At 62.2% G+C, this 13,554-nt stretch carries 14 protein-coding genes and 1 tRNA gene; 9 read left to right on the top strand and 6 right to left on the bottom strand.

Features of this window, described 5'->3' with window-relative positions; genetic code table 11:
• Positions 1 to 143 precede the first annotated feature (143 nt).
• The gene (locus JJC00_RS00905; RefSeq protein WP_200470918.1) at positions 144 to 557 is read left to right on the top strand and encodes a hypothetical protein; all 414 of its coding nucleotides are present in this window, start codon (positions 144 to 146) and stop codon (positions 555 to 557) included.
• An 8-nt stretch (positions 558 to 565) separates the two neighbouring features.
• Here JJC00_RS00905 and rplT read toward each other — a convergent pair whose 3' ends face one another.
• Together rplT and rpmI are read right to left on the bottom strand one after the other, a co-directional pair.
• Positions 566 to 925 carry a 50S ribosomal protein L20 gene (gene rplT / locus JJC00_RS00900; RefSeq protein ID WP_014490867.1) on the bottom strand — a complete coding sequence of 120 codons (360 nt, stop codon included), beginning with the start codon at positions 923 to 925 and terminating at the stop codon, positions 566 to 568.
• An 80-nt stretch (positions 926 to 1,005) separates the two neighbouring features.
• Positions 1,006 to 1,206, bottom strand: a complete 201-nt coding sequence (rpmI, locus tag JJC00_RS00895) for a 50S ribosomal protein L35 (protein WP_007598540.1) — start codon at positions 1,204 to 1,206, stop codon at positions 1,006 to 1,008.
• 273 nt (positions 1,207 to 1,479) lie between these two features.
• Here rpmI and JJC00_RS00890 point away from each other — a divergent pair, with 273 nt between their 5' ends.
• The gene (locus JJC00_RS00890; RefSeq protein WP_200470917.1) at positions 1,480 to 1,884 is read left to right on the top strand and encodes a hypothetical protein; all 405 of its coding nucleotides are present in this window, start codon (positions 1,480 to 1,482) and stop codon (positions 1,882 to 1,884) included.
• Between the two features lie 67 nt (positions 1,885 to 1,951).
• Here JJC00_RS00890 and infC read toward each other — a convergent pair whose 3' ends face one another.
• The gene (gene infC, locus JJC00_RS00885; RefSeq protein WP_200473937.1) at positions 1,952 to 2,491 is read right to left on the bottom strand and encodes a translation initiation factor IF-3; all 540 of its coding nucleotides are present in this window, start codon (positions 2,489 to 2,491) and stop codon (positions 1,952 to 1,954) included.
• Positions 2,492 to 2,743: 252 nt separating this feature from the next.
• Here infC and JJC00_RS00880 point away from each other — a divergent pair, with 252 nt between their 5' ends.
• A complete protein-coding gene (locus JJC00_RS00880; RefSeq protein WP_200470916.1) occupies positions 2,744 to 3,532 on the top strand; it encodes an alpha/beta hydrolase in 789 nt (262 codons plus the stop codon).
• Between the two features lie 146 nt (positions 3,533 to 3,678).
• Here JJC00_RS00880 and queG read toward each other — a convergent pair whose 3' ends face one another.
• Both queG and JJC00_RS00870 read right to left on the bottom strand, forming a co-directional pair.
• Positions 3,679 to 4,875: a tRNA epoxyqueuosine(34) reductase QueG gene (queG, locus tag JJC00_RS00875; protein ID WP_200470915.1), complete on the bottom strand. Its 1,197-nt coding sequence runs from the start codon at positions 4,873 to 4,875 to the stop codon at positions 3,679 to 3,681.
• The gene (locus JJC00_RS00870) at positions 4,824 to 5,516 is read right to left on the bottom strand and encodes a glutathione S-transferase family protein (protein WP_200470914.1); all 693 of its coding nucleotides are present in this window, start codon (positions 5,514 to 5,516) and stop codon (positions 4,824 to 4,826) included. The genes queG and JJC00_RS00870 overlap by 52 nt, the downstream gene beginning before the upstream one ends.
• A gap of 169 nt (positions 5,517 to 5,685) precedes the next feature.
• Here JJC00_RS00870 and JJC00_RS00865 point away from each other — a divergent pair, with 169 nt between their 5' ends.
• From JJC00_RS00865 to JJC00_RS00855, 3 genes are all read left to right on the top strand, one after another.
• Positions 5,686 to 6,492, top strand: coding sequence for an undecaprenyl-diphosphate phosphatase (locus JJC00_RS00865; RefSeq protein WP_200470913.1), 807 nt, complete (start codon positions 5,686 to 5,688; stop codon positions 6,490 to 6,492).
• 150 nt (positions 6,493 to 6,642) lie between these two features.
• On the top strand, positions 6,643 to 7,974 hold the full coding sequence (locus JJC00_RS00860) for an FAD-binding oxidoreductase (protein ID WP_200470912.1): 1,332 nt from the start codon (positions 6,643 to 6,645) through the stop codon (positions 7,972 to 7,974).
• Between the two features lie 3 nt (positions 7,975 to 7,977).
• On the top strand, positions 7,978 to 8,718 hold the full coding sequence (locus tag JJC00_RS00855; RefSeq protein WP_200470911.1) for an SDR family oxidoreductase: 741 nt from the start codon (positions 7,978 to 7,980) through the stop codon (positions 8,716 to 8,718).
• Between the two features lie 184 nt (positions 8,719 to 8,902).
• On the opposite strand, the gene JJC00_RS00850 is transcribed toward JJC00_RS00855, so the two are convergent.
• On the bottom strand, positions 8,903 to 9,868 hold the full coding sequence (locus JJC00_RS00850) for a complex I NDUFA9 subunit family protein (RefSeq protein ID WP_200470910.1): 966 nt from the start codon (positions 9,866 to 9,868) through the stop codon (positions 8,903 to 8,905).
• Positions 9,869 to 10,007: 139 nt separating this feature from the next.
• Here JJC00_RS00850 and JJC00_RS00845 point away from each other — a divergent pair.
• The 3 genes from JJC00_RS00845 to JJC00_RS00835 all read left to right on the top strand — a co-directional run bounded on the left by JJC00_RS00845 (position 10,008) and on the right by JJC00_RS00835 (position 13,512).
• Positions 10,008 to 10,094: transfer RNA gene (locus tag JJC00_RS00845), tRNA-Leu, on the top strand.
• Positions 10,095 to 10,179: 85 nt separating this feature from the next.
• Positions 10,180 to 11,781: a DUF6538 domain-containing protein gene (locus JJC00_RS00840; protein ID WP_200470909.1), complete on the top strand. Its 1,602-nt coding sequence runs from the start codon at positions 10,180 to 10,182 to the stop codon at positions 11,779 to 11,781.
• A gap of 450 nt (positions 11,782 to 12,231) precedes the next feature.
• The gene (locus tag JJC00_RS00835; RefSeq protein WP_200470908.1) at positions 12,232 to 13,512 is read left to right on the top strand and encodes a DNA cytosine methyltransferase; all 1,281 of its coding nucleotides are present in this window, start codon (positions 12,232 to 12,234) and stop codon (positions 13,510 to 13,512) included.
• The last annotated feature ends 42 nt before the right edge of the window (positions 13,513 to 13,554 follow it).

The raw sequence follows: 13,554 nt of genomic DNA, 5'->3' as shown, positions 1-13,554 counted from the left end.
CCTTGCTGCCAAATTCGGCTGGGTTGTCGCCGCCCGAAGGCGGTAGCGTCAAGCAAAAAGCCGGTCATTTCGGGCATAGGACCAGCTGGGTTGAACCTCGCGCGGGGGCCGGGCACCAAGGGGGATACGAGGAGACCTTTGCGATGCTTTCGAAATGCTGCCTGGCCGTTGTCGCGGTCGTGCTGTCGGTCAGAGGCCACCCGGCGCGCGCCATGGTCTGCATGGACAAATCCATGGCGTTGAACGAGGTCGCCGACACCATCAGCGCCCAGAAGGGCTGCGAAAGCGCGATGAAGGTCTTCAGGGATTGCGAACTGACCGCGAGCGGCGATGTCGAGCTCGGTGCTGCCGTCGAAAAGAAATGCGAGGCGGACTTCAAGTCCCGCCTCAACGCCGCGCAGACGCAAGCCTACAAACGCGAGATGCGCGTATGCGATGGCAAGTACCGGAACAAGTCCGGCACCATGTATCTCTCGTTCACGGCATTCTGCCGGGCGGAGGTCGCCCAGCGTTACTCGCAACGCGCGCTGAGGGCTGCGGGCCAGAAGGCCCGCTAGCGCAAGCCTTAGGCTGCGAGCGCAGCTTTGGCCTTCTCGGCGATCGCCTGGAACGACGCGGGCTCGTGGATCGCGAGATCCGACAGCACCTTGCGGTCCACGGTAATGCCCGACTTGGCGAGACCGTCGATAAATCGGCTGTAGGTCAGGCCGAACGGACGGACGGCAGCGTTGAGACGCTGGATCCAGAGCGCGCGGAAGGTGCGCTTCTTACGCTTGCGGTCACGGAAAGCGTATTGCTGGGCCTTCTCCACGGCCGGCTTGGCGGCGCGGATGGTGTTCTTGCGGCGGCCATAGAAGCCCTTGGCGGCCTTGTAGACTTTCTTGTGCTTGGCGTGGGCGGTCACACCGCGTTTGACGCGAGACATGACAAATATCCTTCAGAGATGACTTAGGTTTAGGATTGCCGCGAACGTCGCGGCAGAGATGGCAATGATCGTGGACGCGATCAGGCGTTCGGCAAGAAGTACTTCTTGACGTTGTCGCCGTCGGTCTTGAACAGCACAGCGGTGCCGCGAAGCTGACGGATTTGCTTCTTCGTCCGCTTGATCATGCCGTGACGCTTGCTGCGATGAGCGAACATCACTTTGCCGGTGGCAGTCACCTTGAAGCGCTTTTTAGCGCCCGATTTGGTCTTCAGCTTGGGCATTTTGCTCTCCTCTGGCCACAACAGAATGCCGCCTGCGAAGGCGGCCGGCCGTCTAAAATGCTCGTTAGAGCGTTGATTGTGCTCAGGTTTTTGCAAACTAGCGCGAAACCCGCACGAAACACCGCCACGGCAGCCCTTAATCAGCCGGGCGATGAAGGTCGGCCTTATGACAGAGGACGTGCGAATTGGCAACGATGAACCGTCGGAACGTGGCCGCCGACTATTCGGTTGTTACCATGTCCGTCCAAATCGTGTCGCCGAAGCAGGACCAAAATGGCCCATTTCTCCCTATCGTCCTCCCCTTTGTCCATCATCACCCACCCATACCGTCTGGCGCTGCTGGCGGCGCTTGCCACGGCCGCGCTGCCTTCCACCGCCGATGCCCGCATCGGCGGCTATGACGGCGTCTGGAACGTCACCTTCGCCACCACCCGCGGCAATTGCAGCTCGGGCTACAGCGTTCCCTTCACTGTCACTGGCGGTCGGGTGTCGTCCGCCGGCGGTGGCCGGGTGTCGGGCAGAGTCAATCGCCGCGGAGCTGTTGCGGTCCAGGTGTCGGTCGGCGCCTCCCATGCCAGCGGCGGCGGCCGGCTCGGCAGCGCGGCGGGTGGAGGCTCCTGGAGGGGCATCATCTCCGGCGACCAGTGCAGCGGCACCTGGCAGGCGACACGGAGCTGAAAACGAAACGGCCCGCCGGACAATCCGGACGGGCCGTTGAATTCTTAAGTCCCGCAGTGACCCGGTGTCAGCGCGGCGCCAGCACCATGACGACCTGACGGCCCTCGAACCGGGCGTCCTGCTCGACCTTGGCGAGCTCGGCGACGTCGGTCTTGATCTTGTCCAGCAGCTTGGTGCCGATCTCCTGGTGCGCCATTTCGCGGCCTCGATAGCGCAGGGTGATCTTGACCTTGTCGCCCTCTTCGAAAAACCGCAACATCGCGCGCATCTTCACGTCATAGTCGTGATCGTCGATCATCGGGCGGAGCTTGATCTCCTTGATCTCGACGGTCTTCTGACGCTTGCGGGCTTCGGCGGCTTTCTTCTGGGCGGAATACTTATACTTCCCGTAGTCCATGATCTTGCAGACGGGAGGGCTGACATTTGGCGAAATCTCGACGAGATCCATGCCAGCGTCCTGCGCCATCTTGATGGCAAGCATCGTCTCGACGGTGCCTTTGTTGTCACCGGTCTGATCGATCAGCTGGATCTGCGCATTTCGAATATCATCATTGATGCGCGGCCCGTCTTTGGCGGCAGGGGCCGGGGCTCTATTGGGACGGCGAATGGGTGGTTCTCCAAAGTTGTGAAAAGAAGCGGCTATTTTGAAGGAAGATGCGAGTGCCGGCAAGCAAGTCGCTCGTGCGAGAGGCGAAAAACCCTCAAATGCGAGACATTTTGGCCACGCCCATCGCCACGGTGCTCGACATAGACACCTTGCCCCTGTTCCGCAAGCGTCCCAAAGGGACAATGCCAATATAGGGTTGCTTCACGGACCGCGCCCGAACAGGTCAAACCACACAGCCAGAGTAAACGTTCCATGACCCCAGCAATTCCCGATGCCGTGCTCGACTTTATCGATGTGGGTGAGGGCCCGTCAGCGCGCCGGATCGCGGTCCGCCGCCGCGACGGCCAAGGGCCCGGCCTGGTCTGGCTCGGTGGCTTCAAGTCGGACATGCAGGGCGGCAAGGCGGTGGCACTGGACGGCTGGGCTGGCGAGCACGGCCGTGCCGCGGTCCGGTTCGATTATTCCGGCCATGGTGAATCCGGCGGCGATTTCGCCGACGGAACCATCGGAAGCTGGCTCGAGGATAGCGTCGCGGTGTTCGAGCGATTCTGCACGGGTCCGCAAATCCTGATCGGTTCCTCGATGGGCGGCTGGATGGCGCTGCTGCTTGCGCGCGAGATCAAGAAGCGTTCGGGACAGGCATCGCTCGCGGGCCTGGTGCTGATCGCACCGGCGCCCGACTTCACGGAAGAGCTGATGTGGAAGAACTTTTCACGCGAGGTGAAGAAAGAGATCGAGACCAAAGGTTTTTGGTTGCGGCCATCCGAATATGGCGACGGCACGCCCTATCCGATCACGCGGAAGCTGATCGAGGAGGGGCGCAACCATCTCGTGCTCGGCAGCGCCATCGATCTCGGCTGTCCCGTCCGCATTCTGCAAGGCGCGCAGGATCCCGACGTGCCGTGGCAACATGCCTTTGCGCTGACGCATCGCCTGCCGGCCGACGATGTCGTGCTCACCATGATCCAGGACGGCGACCACCGCCTGTCGCGCCCGCAGGACATCGCGCGCATTCTTGCCGCGGTGGCGGAGATCGGGTGAAGGTGTAGTGCTCGCAGTCATTGCCGCCTTGTGCGCAATTGCGCACTGGGGCGGGCAATCCAGTATTCCAGAGAGAGCAGTGATAGAATCGAGAAGCCGCGGCGTACTGGATGCCCCTTCGGTTCACGATGCAAGTGCAACATCTGCTAAGGTGTTGTAGCGGTGGGCAAGGAGGCGGCTCGCCACTCCTCGCGGACGCTGTCGTCAGACTCTCTGTCCAACCCAGCGCTCTTCATCGCCTCAAATGCGTCTCGCTCCACCAACTGCCCCAAAGCCCACACCGCAGCCCCACGCACCAGCGGGCTCGCATCCTCAAGCAATCGCCGCGCCTCCTCTGCCAGCGTCACATCGCCGGAGTTGCCGATCGCAATCAGCACATTCCGCAAGAACCGGTCGCGACCGATCCGCTTCACCGGCGACTTCGTGAACAGCGCGCGGAACGCGGTGTCGTTGAGCCGTGAAAGTTCAGCAAGACCAGGCGCGCGCAATTCATCACGCGCAGCTAGCTTCGTTTCATGCCCCTCCTGCGCAAACTTGTTCCAGGGGCACGCCGCAAGGCAGTCATCACAGCCATAGATGCGGTTGCCGATGGCCTTGCGAAATTCGTGCGGGATCGGTCCCTTGTTCTCGATGGTGAGGTAGGAGATGCAGCGCCTCGCATCGAGCTTGTAGGGGGCGGGAAACGCCGCTGTCGGGCAGATGTCGAGGCAGGCCTGACACGAGCCGCAATGATCGATCTCCGCATCGTCGCGCGGCAGCTCCAACGTGGTGTAGATCGCGCCGAGAAACAGCCACGAGCCGAATTCGCGCGAGACCAGATTGGTGTGCTTGCCCTGCCAGCCGAGATGCGCAGCCTGCGCGAGCGGTTTCTCCATCACGGCCGCGGTGTCGACGAATACCTTCACTTCGCTCGGCGCTGTCGCGACCAGCCAGCGCGCCAGCGCCTTCAGCCGCTTCTTGATCAGGTCGTGATAATCATCGCCCTGCGCATAGACCGAGATCGCCGCGCGGGTGCGCTGTTGCAAGATCGCGAGCGGATCCTGGTCCGGGCCGTAATTGACGCCGAGCATGATCACCGAGCGCACGTCCTGCCACAGCCCGCGCGGATCGACGCGGCGCTCCGGCTGGTTCGCGAGCCAGTCCATGTCGCCATGGCCGCCCGAGGCGATGAATTCGAGGAAATGCTTTCCGGCGTGCTCGATCGTGCCCGGCTCGGTGATGCCGATGCAGTCGAAGCCGAGCGCCTGCGCTTCGCGCGCCAGCGCGGCTTTCAGTTCAGTCGGATCGGAGTTCAGAAATCCAGGTCCACGTAGGTCCGCGACGCCGGCACGCCCGCCAGCCATTCGCTCAGCAGCGGACGGAACGACGGGCGGGACTTTACCCGCGCGTACCACGCCTTTGCTGCGTCGTCCTCGCTCCATGGCACGTCGCCCAGATAGTCGATCGCCGAAAGATGCGCCGCGGCGGCGAGATCCGCGTAGGTGGGCCGGTCGCCGGCGAGGAAGTTACGCGTCTGCGCCAGCCAGCCGATATAGGCCAGATGATAGCGCACATTGGCCTTGGCGGCGCGCATCACGTCGGGTGAGGGCGGTCCGCCGCCATTGTCCTCGCTCATGAAGCGCTTATAGATGCGCTCGGTGACGAGCGGGTGCGAGACTTCCTCGAAGAATTTTTCGTTGAACCAGGCCATCAGCCGGCGCACCTCGACGCGCTCGGCGATCGTCTCCGGCATCAGGCGCTTGGCGCCCATCTCGGCGCCATAGGCCTCGTCGAGATACTCCGCGATGATGGCCGCGCCCGGGATCGGCGGCTGTTCGTCGTCCACCATAACAGGCGTTGTGCCGGCCGCATTGAGCAGCAGAAAAGCCTCGCGCCGTTCCCAGCTGCGCTCCTCGGCCAGCTTCAGTTCGAGCCCGTATTCGCCCGCGATCAGGCGAATGAAGCGCGAATGCGGACAGAACGGATGATGAAACAGCGTAAACATGAAGCCTTTGACTATTTGATGGTGATTAAGAATCCATCAATGTTTGTGCGGCGCCACACTAGTCCTTCAAAACCGCGAGGCAAGGCCGCGATAGCGCATTTTGCGATTGCGAGCGAGGGACGAATAGGCGAGAAGAACCCCGCTTTTCCAGCGGAAATGGACCGTAAATATGTCAGATACAATACGGGCAGTGATCCTCGGCATCATCGAGGGTGTGACCGAGTTCCTTCCCGTTTCCTCGACCGGCCACCTGCTGCTTGCTGAGCGCTTCTTCGGCCTCGGCGAGGGCGCCTTCTGGGATTCGTTTACGGTTCTGATCCAGCTCGGCGCGATCCTCGCGATCGTCGTGCTGTACTTCAGGAAGCTGTGGGACGTCGCAATCGGCATGTTCACGGGCGATGCCTATGCGCGCCGCTTCGTGATCGGCGTGCTGGTCGCGTTCCTGCCTGCTGTGGTCGTCGGCCTCGTCGCCGGCAAATACATCAAGAGCATGCTGTTCAATCCATGGGTGGTCTGCTTCTCGCTGATCGTCGGCGGCGCCATCCTGTTGTGGGTCGATCGGCTTTATCTCAAGGCGCGCGAGCATGACGCCACCAAGTTCCCGCTGCCGATGTATCTCTATATCGGCATCGCGCAGTGCGTCGCGATGATCCCGGGCGTGTCGCGCTCCGGCGCCAGCATCGTCGCCGCGATGTTTTTGGGGGCCGACAAGCGGGCCGCGGCGGAGTTCTCGTTCTTCCTCGCCATCCCCACCATGATCGGCGCGTTCGCCTACGATTTCTACAAGAACCGCTCCGAGATGACGACGGACCACATGGGCATCGTCGCGATCGGCTTCGTGGTGTCGTTCATCACCGCGATCATCGTGGTGAAGGCGTTCCTCGGATACGTCACCCGCCACGGCTTCGTGGTGTTCGCCTGGTGGCGCGTCATCGTCGGCACCCTCGGCCTGATCGCGCTGGCGCTCGGCCATTAGGCTGGAGCGTTCCGTTTCACCTCTCCCCGCGGGGGAGAGGTGGACGCTGGCGGTAACTGCAGCAAACTCGCTGACAAACCTCAACGCAATATCAGCTTTTGACCGCTAGGCAGTGTCCGGAGCGGGGTGGCCCGCAGGCGGAGCTGAACGATGACCCTCGTCAGCGGCTGGGGGCGCTTCCCGGTCGTCGATAGCGAAGTGCTGCGGCCGCGGTCGTTCGAGGCCGTGGGTGCGGCTGTCGCTGATGTGAGCGGCTCCGTGGCCCGGGGCAACGGCCGCGCCTACGGCGATGCCGCGATCGGCGCCGTCAGGACCATCGCCATGACCGGGTTCGACCGGGTCAGGTCGTTCGACCCGGCGACCGGCCGCATCCGCCTCGAAGCCGGCGTGCTGCTGTCCGACCTCATCGACACCTTTGGCCCGCGCGGCTTCCTGCCGTTTGTCGTACCCGGCACGCGGTTCGTCTCGGTCGGCGGCGCGATCGCTGCCGACGTGCACGGCAAGAACCATCATGGCGAGGGCGGTTTTGGCCGCTATGTCGACAGCATCCTGCTGCGCACCGGACAGGGCGAGACGATCGAAGTCTCCCGCGAACAAAATTCCGATGCCTTCTTCGCGACTGTCGGCGGCATGGGCCTCACCGGAATCATCCTCGAAGCCACGATGCGGCTGCGTCCCGTCGAGACCGGCTGGATCCGCGAGCGGGTGATCTCCGCATCCGATCTCGACGCCGCGATGCGCGCGCTCGAGGCGAGTGATTCCGCGACCTATTCGGTGGCGTGGATCGATTGCGTGGCGCGAGGGCGCGATCTCGGCCGCTCGCTGATCTATCTCGGTGAGCACGCAAGCGCCGACGAGCTCGCCGAAGGCGCCGATCGATTTCCAATCGGCAAGAACCCCGGGCTCGCCGTGCCCCTCGACCTGCCGTCGATGACCCTGAACCGCTACACCATCCGTGCCTTCAACGAGCTCTATTACCGCATGGGCGCGCGGCGCGCCGGCGGCGACCATGTGGTCTCGCTCTATCCGTATTTCTTCCCGCTCGACAGCCTCAGTGACTGGAATCGCATCTACGGACGGCGCGGCTTCCTGCAGCATCAATGCGTGATTCCGGAACAAGGCGCGCGCGCCGTTCTCGGCGACATCCTCGATCGTGTCTCGAAGCGCGGCGATGCGTCGTTCCTCGCGGTGCTGAAGAAGCTCGGCCATGGCGATGGCCTGCTGTCGTTTCCGCTGCCCGGCTACACGCTGGCGCTGGATTTTCCGGTGAAGGGTGACATCCTGAATTTCCTCGACGAAATCGATCGCCTCGTCGTCGCCGCCGGCGGCCGGCTTTATCTCGCGAAGGATGCGCGCCAGTCGCGCGCGACGTTCGAGGCCGGTTATCCCGCTCTGCCGCGCTTCAAGGCGATCCGCAAATCGCTCGATCCCGCGGGCAACATCCGCTCCAAACTTTCACAACGCCTGTTCGATGAGGTTTAAGCCGTGACGTCACGCAAGACCGTTCTGGTGCTCGGTGGCTCCTCCGATATCGGCCGCGCCGCGGCGCGCGCCTTTGCCAAGGCCGGATACGATGTCGGCCTCGCAGGCCGCGATGCCGCTGCGCTGGAGCCTGACGCGGTGGATCTTCATGCGCGCTACAATGTCGAAGCGAGCACGTGGACATTCGACGTGCTCGACACCGCCTCGTTCGATGGCTTTGTCGCCGGCCTTCCCGTGCTGCCTGATGTTGTCGTCTCGATTATCGGCCTGCTGGGCGTCCAGCAAAATGCCGAGAGTGATCTCGCGCATGCCACGACGATCATGCGCTCGAACTACGAGGGACCGTCGCTGATCCTCGGCCTGTTCGCCGAAAAGTTTTTGGCGCGCGGCCATGGCACGATTGTTGGCGTGTCGTCGGTCGCAGGCGATCGCGGCCGCGCCTCGAACTATGTCTACGGTTCGGCGAAAGCGGGCTTCTCCGCCTTCCTGTCGGGCCTGCGCGCCCGTGCCAGCCGCGGTGGCGTGCACGTCGTCACCGTGAAACCCGGTTTCGTCCGCACCAAGATGACGGAAGGCATGAAGCTGATCGGCCCACTGACCGTCGATGCGCCTGTCGTCAGTGATGCGATCCTCAATGCTGTCGAGAAAAAGACCGACGTCGTCTATGTCAGCGGCAAATGGCGTCTCGTGATGCTCATCATCAAGACGCTGCCGGAGGCGGTGTTCAAGAAGCTGAAGTTCTGAGCTTTGTAGGAGTGGCGCTGTCGCGGCGCTGAAGCTGTGCTCCCTCGCCCGCTTGCGGGAGAGGGTCGGGGAGAGGGTGTCTCCGCTGAAAGGCTCCCGACGAGGAGAGAGCCCTCACCCGCCGCTACGCGGCGACCTCTCCCGCAAGCGGGAGAGGTTAAGAGGGACCGCCGTCGACGCGCGACTACGCGCCGTTGCGCTGGAACTGGCCGGCCGGGCGAAAACGCCAGAGATATTGCGGGGCGATCGCTTCGAGCGAATCAGGGGTGATACCGAGTCCTTCCAGTGTCAGCCCTGCGGCCTTGGCCGCATCCGACACGACATTGTCGCGCTCGAGCAGCGTGACCTGGTCCGGCGTCAGCTTCAGCGCACCCGGCGCGAATTGCAGGAAGGCGGCCTGGAGGCGGGCGAGGCCGAACGACAGCGGCACCAGCATCGGCTTGCGATTGGCAATCTTGACGATGGCCTCGATGATCTCGCGCATGGTCAGCACTTCCGGCCCGCCGAGCTCGTAGGTCGCGCCCGCCTTGGCCTTGCCGTCGACGGCATCCGCGATCGCTGTGGCGACGTCGCCGACATAGACCGGCTGCATCCGGGTACTCCCGCCGATCAGCGGCAGCACCGGCGACAGCCGCGCCAGCGCCGCGAAGCGATTGGTGAACTGGTCCTCGGGACCGAACATCACCGAGGGACGGAAGATCGTGGCCGAAGGCACTGCTGCCATCACAGCCGCCTCGCCGGCCGCCTTGGCCCTGGCGTAGCGCGAGGGCGATTCGGCATCGGCGCCGATCGCGGAGACATGGATCATGCGCGCGCCGACGGCGGCCGCCGCCTTGGCGACGGTTTCGGCGCCCTTGGCCTGAACGGCGTCGAAGGTCTGCCCGCCGCCCTCGGCGAGGATGCCGACCAGATTGATCACGGCATCCGAATCACGCACCGCCGCCTCGACCGAGGCCGGATAGCGCAGATTGGCCTGCACGATGTGGACCTGGCCGACCTTGCCGGAGGGCTGGAGGTATCCGGCGAGTTCCGGCCGCCGCACCGCGACCCGGATCCGGTAATCGCGCTTGCACAGCGCCCGGACGACATTCCGGCCCAAAAACCCCGATCCGCCGAAAATCGTGACCAGCGTGTCCAGATTCGATGCCATGGGTCCATTCCTGCGGGTGAAGTAGCGTCTCGTCAGGCTTGTATCGGGCCGGTTTGCGATGCGCAATCGGCAAGCCGAACCATGAATTGACAACGGCGTCACTGAACCGTAGTAACCGCCTCCGTGCCCCAAACGGCATGCCCAGGTGGTGGAATTGGTAGACGCGCTGGCTTCAGGTGCCAGTGGCTTAACGGCCGTGAAGGTTCGAGTCCTTTCCTGGGCACCATCGCTCTTCTAAGAGCGTGAAATCCAAGGCAAATTAGCAAATTCAACGGCTTACCCGCTCCTCAGTGGCACAGGAGAGTGGTACAATGCCGTTAGCTATGTCGCGTCCGTGGAAGCATCCCAAAACTGGAATCTATCAGCTCCGGAAGGCCGTTCCGGAGGATTTGCGCAAGATCGTCGGCAAGCGCGAGGAGAAGGTAAGCCTTCAAACCCGCGATCCCGGCGAGGCCAAACAGCGCTTCGCGAAGGCGCTTGCTGAGCTCGAGGCCCGGTGGGCCAACTTGCGCACAGGGCCAAAACTGCTGACTGAACGTGAGGCGCATCAACTTGCCGTCGTCGCCTACGATCAGTGGCTGCAGAGATACAAGGATAATCCAAGCCAACAGACCGGTTGGGATGTCGCGGCCGGAGATCGGCTGTTTGGCCCCCCACAGACACGGGAGCAGAAACTTGCTGCGTCTCAGCGAACGTTGGATGGCGCCCCGGAGTTGCCGGAGGACAAGATCTTCCGGATGGAACAAGCGTGTTTGGAGGCCGCTGACGGCTATTTGACGGCCAACGGGATCTTTATCAATTTTGAGAACCGCCGAACCATGGCCCGCGCACTCGGCGCGGCCATGCAGCGTGCCAGCGTACTTTTGGCAAAATTGGCAAGAGGTGAAGGCGACTACTCGCCCGATTCCCAGGCAATTCCATTCCCGCGTAGGAACGCTGCGGCAGAACGAGGAAAGGCAGGCTTAGAGCCTGGCGCCTCGAACGGGTCGCTATCGGCATTGGTCGAGAATTGGTGGAAGGAAGCGAAGGCCGCCGGTCGCAAGCAGAGTACCTATGAGAGCTATCAGAAGACGATGATGAAGCTGGTGGCCTTCCTGAAGCATGACGAGGCGGGCCGCGTAACGCCGGAGGACATAGTCCGCTTCAAGGATTATCGGCTGCAGGGCGGCGCGAGTGCTAAGACCGTGAAGGATAGTGACTTAGCCGGCCTAAAGACGGTGTTTGGCTGGGCAGTCATGAACCGCCGCATGCACTCCAATCCTGCCGAAGGACTTACCATCAAGGTCGGTAAATCGCGCAAACTTAGGTCAAAGGGATTTTACGACCGAGAAGCATCCGCCATTCTCAAGCACGCCCGGAATTCTGTTGCTGGGAGGGCTGCTCCGAAGCTGGCGTTGGCCAAACGATGGGTGCCGTGGTTGTGTGCCTTCACGGGAGCGCGGGTAGGCGAGATGCTTCAGCTTCGCAAAGAGGACGTTCGCCGTGAAGGCAAAGATTGGGTCGTGCACGTGACGCCCGAGGCGGGCCCCGTGAAGACTGACGAAGCCAGAGACGTGGTGCTGCATCGGCAGATCATCGAGGAAGGTTTTCCGGAGTTCTATGCTAGGTCATCAGCCGGCTACCTCTTCATCGACCCCGTAGCTGGCGATCTTGGCGTTCGCAAAGCGGTGAAGACGGCACGGAATAAGGTCAACGCCTTCGTGCGGGAAGTTGTAAAGGACCCGAACGTTGATCCCAGCCACGGCTGGCGCCATCGGTTTAAGACTGTTGGCATTGAGCAGGAGGTGGCCATGCGAGTGCTCGATGCCATACAGGGCCACGCACCAAGGACTGCCTCGGAGGATTACGGGGACGTAACTATTACTGCGAAGGCGAAGGCCCTCGAACGGTTTCCAGATATAGATGTCGACTAAGGCCTGTTGCCGAGCTTTTTGCCGGCGCGCTTTGGCTTGCGAAGAGGAGTGCCCCAGCAGGACGCGCTTGGCGATTGCCGGGTCTGTGGACGAGAGCTCGCGTCTCAAGGAAGACCGCTTCGGTCCGGTGTCCTTGCCCGCCGCGGGAAATACGTAGAGCACGATCCGTCGCCGCGCCGTCGGACCGAGGCGGGCAAGCAGGCGGGTGAATCAGGTAAGCCGGTCGGATCTTCTAGAATACATAGTTCAAGCTCTGAGAGCTCGACGTTGATCATATCGCTGAATCTACAGTTGCCAGCTCTCCGCAACACAAGTTGAGCTGCTGGACTTTAGACGAAACAGAGGCTTAAGTGGGAAGCGGAGCCAAGCGCCCGCGCATCTGCGCGGGCGCTTGGCTGTGGATGCCTCGGACGATATTCTCTACCGGGCTCGAATCGGCGTGGGAGCTAAATGGGGACGAGCGTGCAGAAGAGCCGTCGGCAGCCTGTCTTCATCGATGCCTTTGCAGGTTGCGGCGGCCTCAGCCTGGGCCTGCTTCGGTCTGGGTGGCGGGGCATGTTTGCGATCGAGAAGGATGCGTTCGCTTTCGACACGCTGAAATCCAACTTGATCGACCCCGGCGCGCGGCTTCGCTACGACTGGCCCAAATGGCTTGAACAGCAGCCGTGGACCATCGAGTCCTTAATGCATGCGCATGGGCGGAGGCTCTCGGCGCTCCGTGGCCAAGTCGATCTCCTTGCGGGAGGGCCACCTTGCCAGGGCTTCTCCAGCGCAGGCCGCCGACGCCAAGGAGATCCCCGGAACGAGCTCGTGGAACGCTATTTGGAGTTCGTTGAACTTGTGCTCCCCAAAATGGTGCTGATCGAGAATGTGCGTGGAATTACGTATGACTTTGTTGATGACAACGACCGCGCCCCACCCCGAAATTTTGCGGCAGAACTGATTGCCCGACTCGGCCGGCGCTACCATGTCTACAAGGACACAGTTCGCTGCTCAGAATATGGGGTACCTCAGCAACGGCCCCGTTTCTTCCTAATCGGCATGCTGAAAACTGAAATGAGGGAGCTCCCAAGTCGAGACGCCCCATTCGCTCGGCTTCGGTCCGCAAAAGTTCGCTTCCTCTCGGAACGAGGACTTCGCGCAACGGTGAGTTCCAAGCAGGCGATTTCCGACCTAGAGCGCACGCATGCCGGCGTTGGTCCTTGTCCGGATTCCGAGGGATACGATGCGCTACTGACAGTTCGCCCGAGGACTGCCTACCAGCGCTTGATGCGCGATGGATTTGCTGGCGCCGTCGCCGATACCAGGCTCGCTAAGCACCGCCCTCATATCGTTGAGCGCTTTGCGAACATCATTGCAGAATGCAAGGAAGTGGGCCGGCTCAGCGTGCAGCTGAATCGCGAGATGCGGGACCGCTATGGGATAAAGAAAATGGCGACGCGTGTGCTCGACGCAGACAAGGCTGCCCCGACCATAACCAGCATGCCTGACGACCTGTTGCATTATTCGGAACCCAGGACGCTGACCGTCCGAGAGAACGCGCGGTTGCAAACGTTTCCTGACTGGTTTTCGTTCCGGGGGAAATACACGACTGGAGGCGAACGTCGAGCACGCGAGGTACCCAGATTCACCCAGGTGGCTAACGCGGTTCCCCCGCTCATAGCGGAAATGTGGGGAGAGGTGCTTCTGAAATATCTAACCACCGCAAGCTCTGACAGGTTGGCGGCATAGAATGGCTGACACCAAAAGCATAGCTGATCAATTTGGATAAGT

The sequence above is a fragment of the Bradyrhizobium diazoefficiens genome (assembly GCF_016616885.1).
In the GTDB taxonomy this organism is placed as follows: Bacteria; Pseudomonadota; Alphaproteobacteria; order Rhizobiales; family Xanthobacteraceae; genus Bradyrhizobium; species Bradyrhizobium diazoefficiens_F.
Note: the sequence above shows the minus strand (reverse complement) of the source record. Positions and strands in the feature narration are given on the sequence as shown.

Bases quoted from the DNA above. Each gene is read 5' to 3' on its own strand.
- JJC00_RS00905 (WP_200470918.1), top strand. From the start codon at position 144: ATGCTTTCGAAATGCTGCCTGGCCGTTGTCGCGGTCGTGCTGTCGGTC.
- rplT (WP_014490867.1), bottom strand. From the start codon at position 925: ATGTCTCGCGTCAAACGCGGTGTGACCGCCCACGCCAAGCACAAGAAA.
- rpmI (WP_007598540.1), bottom strand. From the start codon at position 1,206: ATGCCCAAGCTGAAGACCAAATCGGGCGCTAAAAAGCGCTTCAAGGTG.
- JJC00_RS00890 (WP_200470917.1), top strand. From the start codon at position 1,480: ATGGCCCATTTCTCCCTATCGTCCTCCCCTTTGTCCATCATCACCCAC.
- JJC00_RS00880 (WP_200470916.1), top strand. From the start codon at position 2,744: ATGACCCCAGCAATTCCCGATGCCGTGCTCGACTTTATCGATGTGGGT.
- queG (WP_200470915.1), bottom strand. From the start codon at position 4,875: ATGGCTGGCGGGCGTGCCGGCGTCGCGGACCTACGTGGACCTGGATTT.
- JJC00_RS00870 (WP_200470914.1), bottom strand. From the start codon at position 5,516: ATGTTTACGCTGTTTCATCATCCGTTCTGTCCGCATTCGCGCTTCATT.
- JJC00_RS00865 (WP_200470913.1), top strand. From the start codon at position 5,686: ATGTCAGATACAATACGGGCAGTGATCCTCGGCATCATCGAGGGTGTG.
- JJC00_RS00860 (WP_200470912.1), top strand. From the start codon at position 6,643: ATGACCCTCGTCAGCGGCTGGGGGCGCTTCCCGGTCGTCGATAGCGAA.
- JJC00_RS00850 (WP_200470910.1), bottom strand. From the start codon at position 9,868: ATGGCATCGAATCTGGACACGCTGGTCACGATTTTCGGCGGATCGGGG.
- JJC00_RS00840 (WP_200470909.1), top strand. From the start codon at position 10,180: ATGCCGTTAGCTATGTCGCGTCCGTGGAAGCATCCCAAAACTGGAATC.
- JJC00_RS00835 (WP_200470908.1), top strand. From the start codon at position 12,232: ATGGGGACGAGCGTGCAGAAGAGCCGTCGGCAGCCTGTCTTCATCGAT.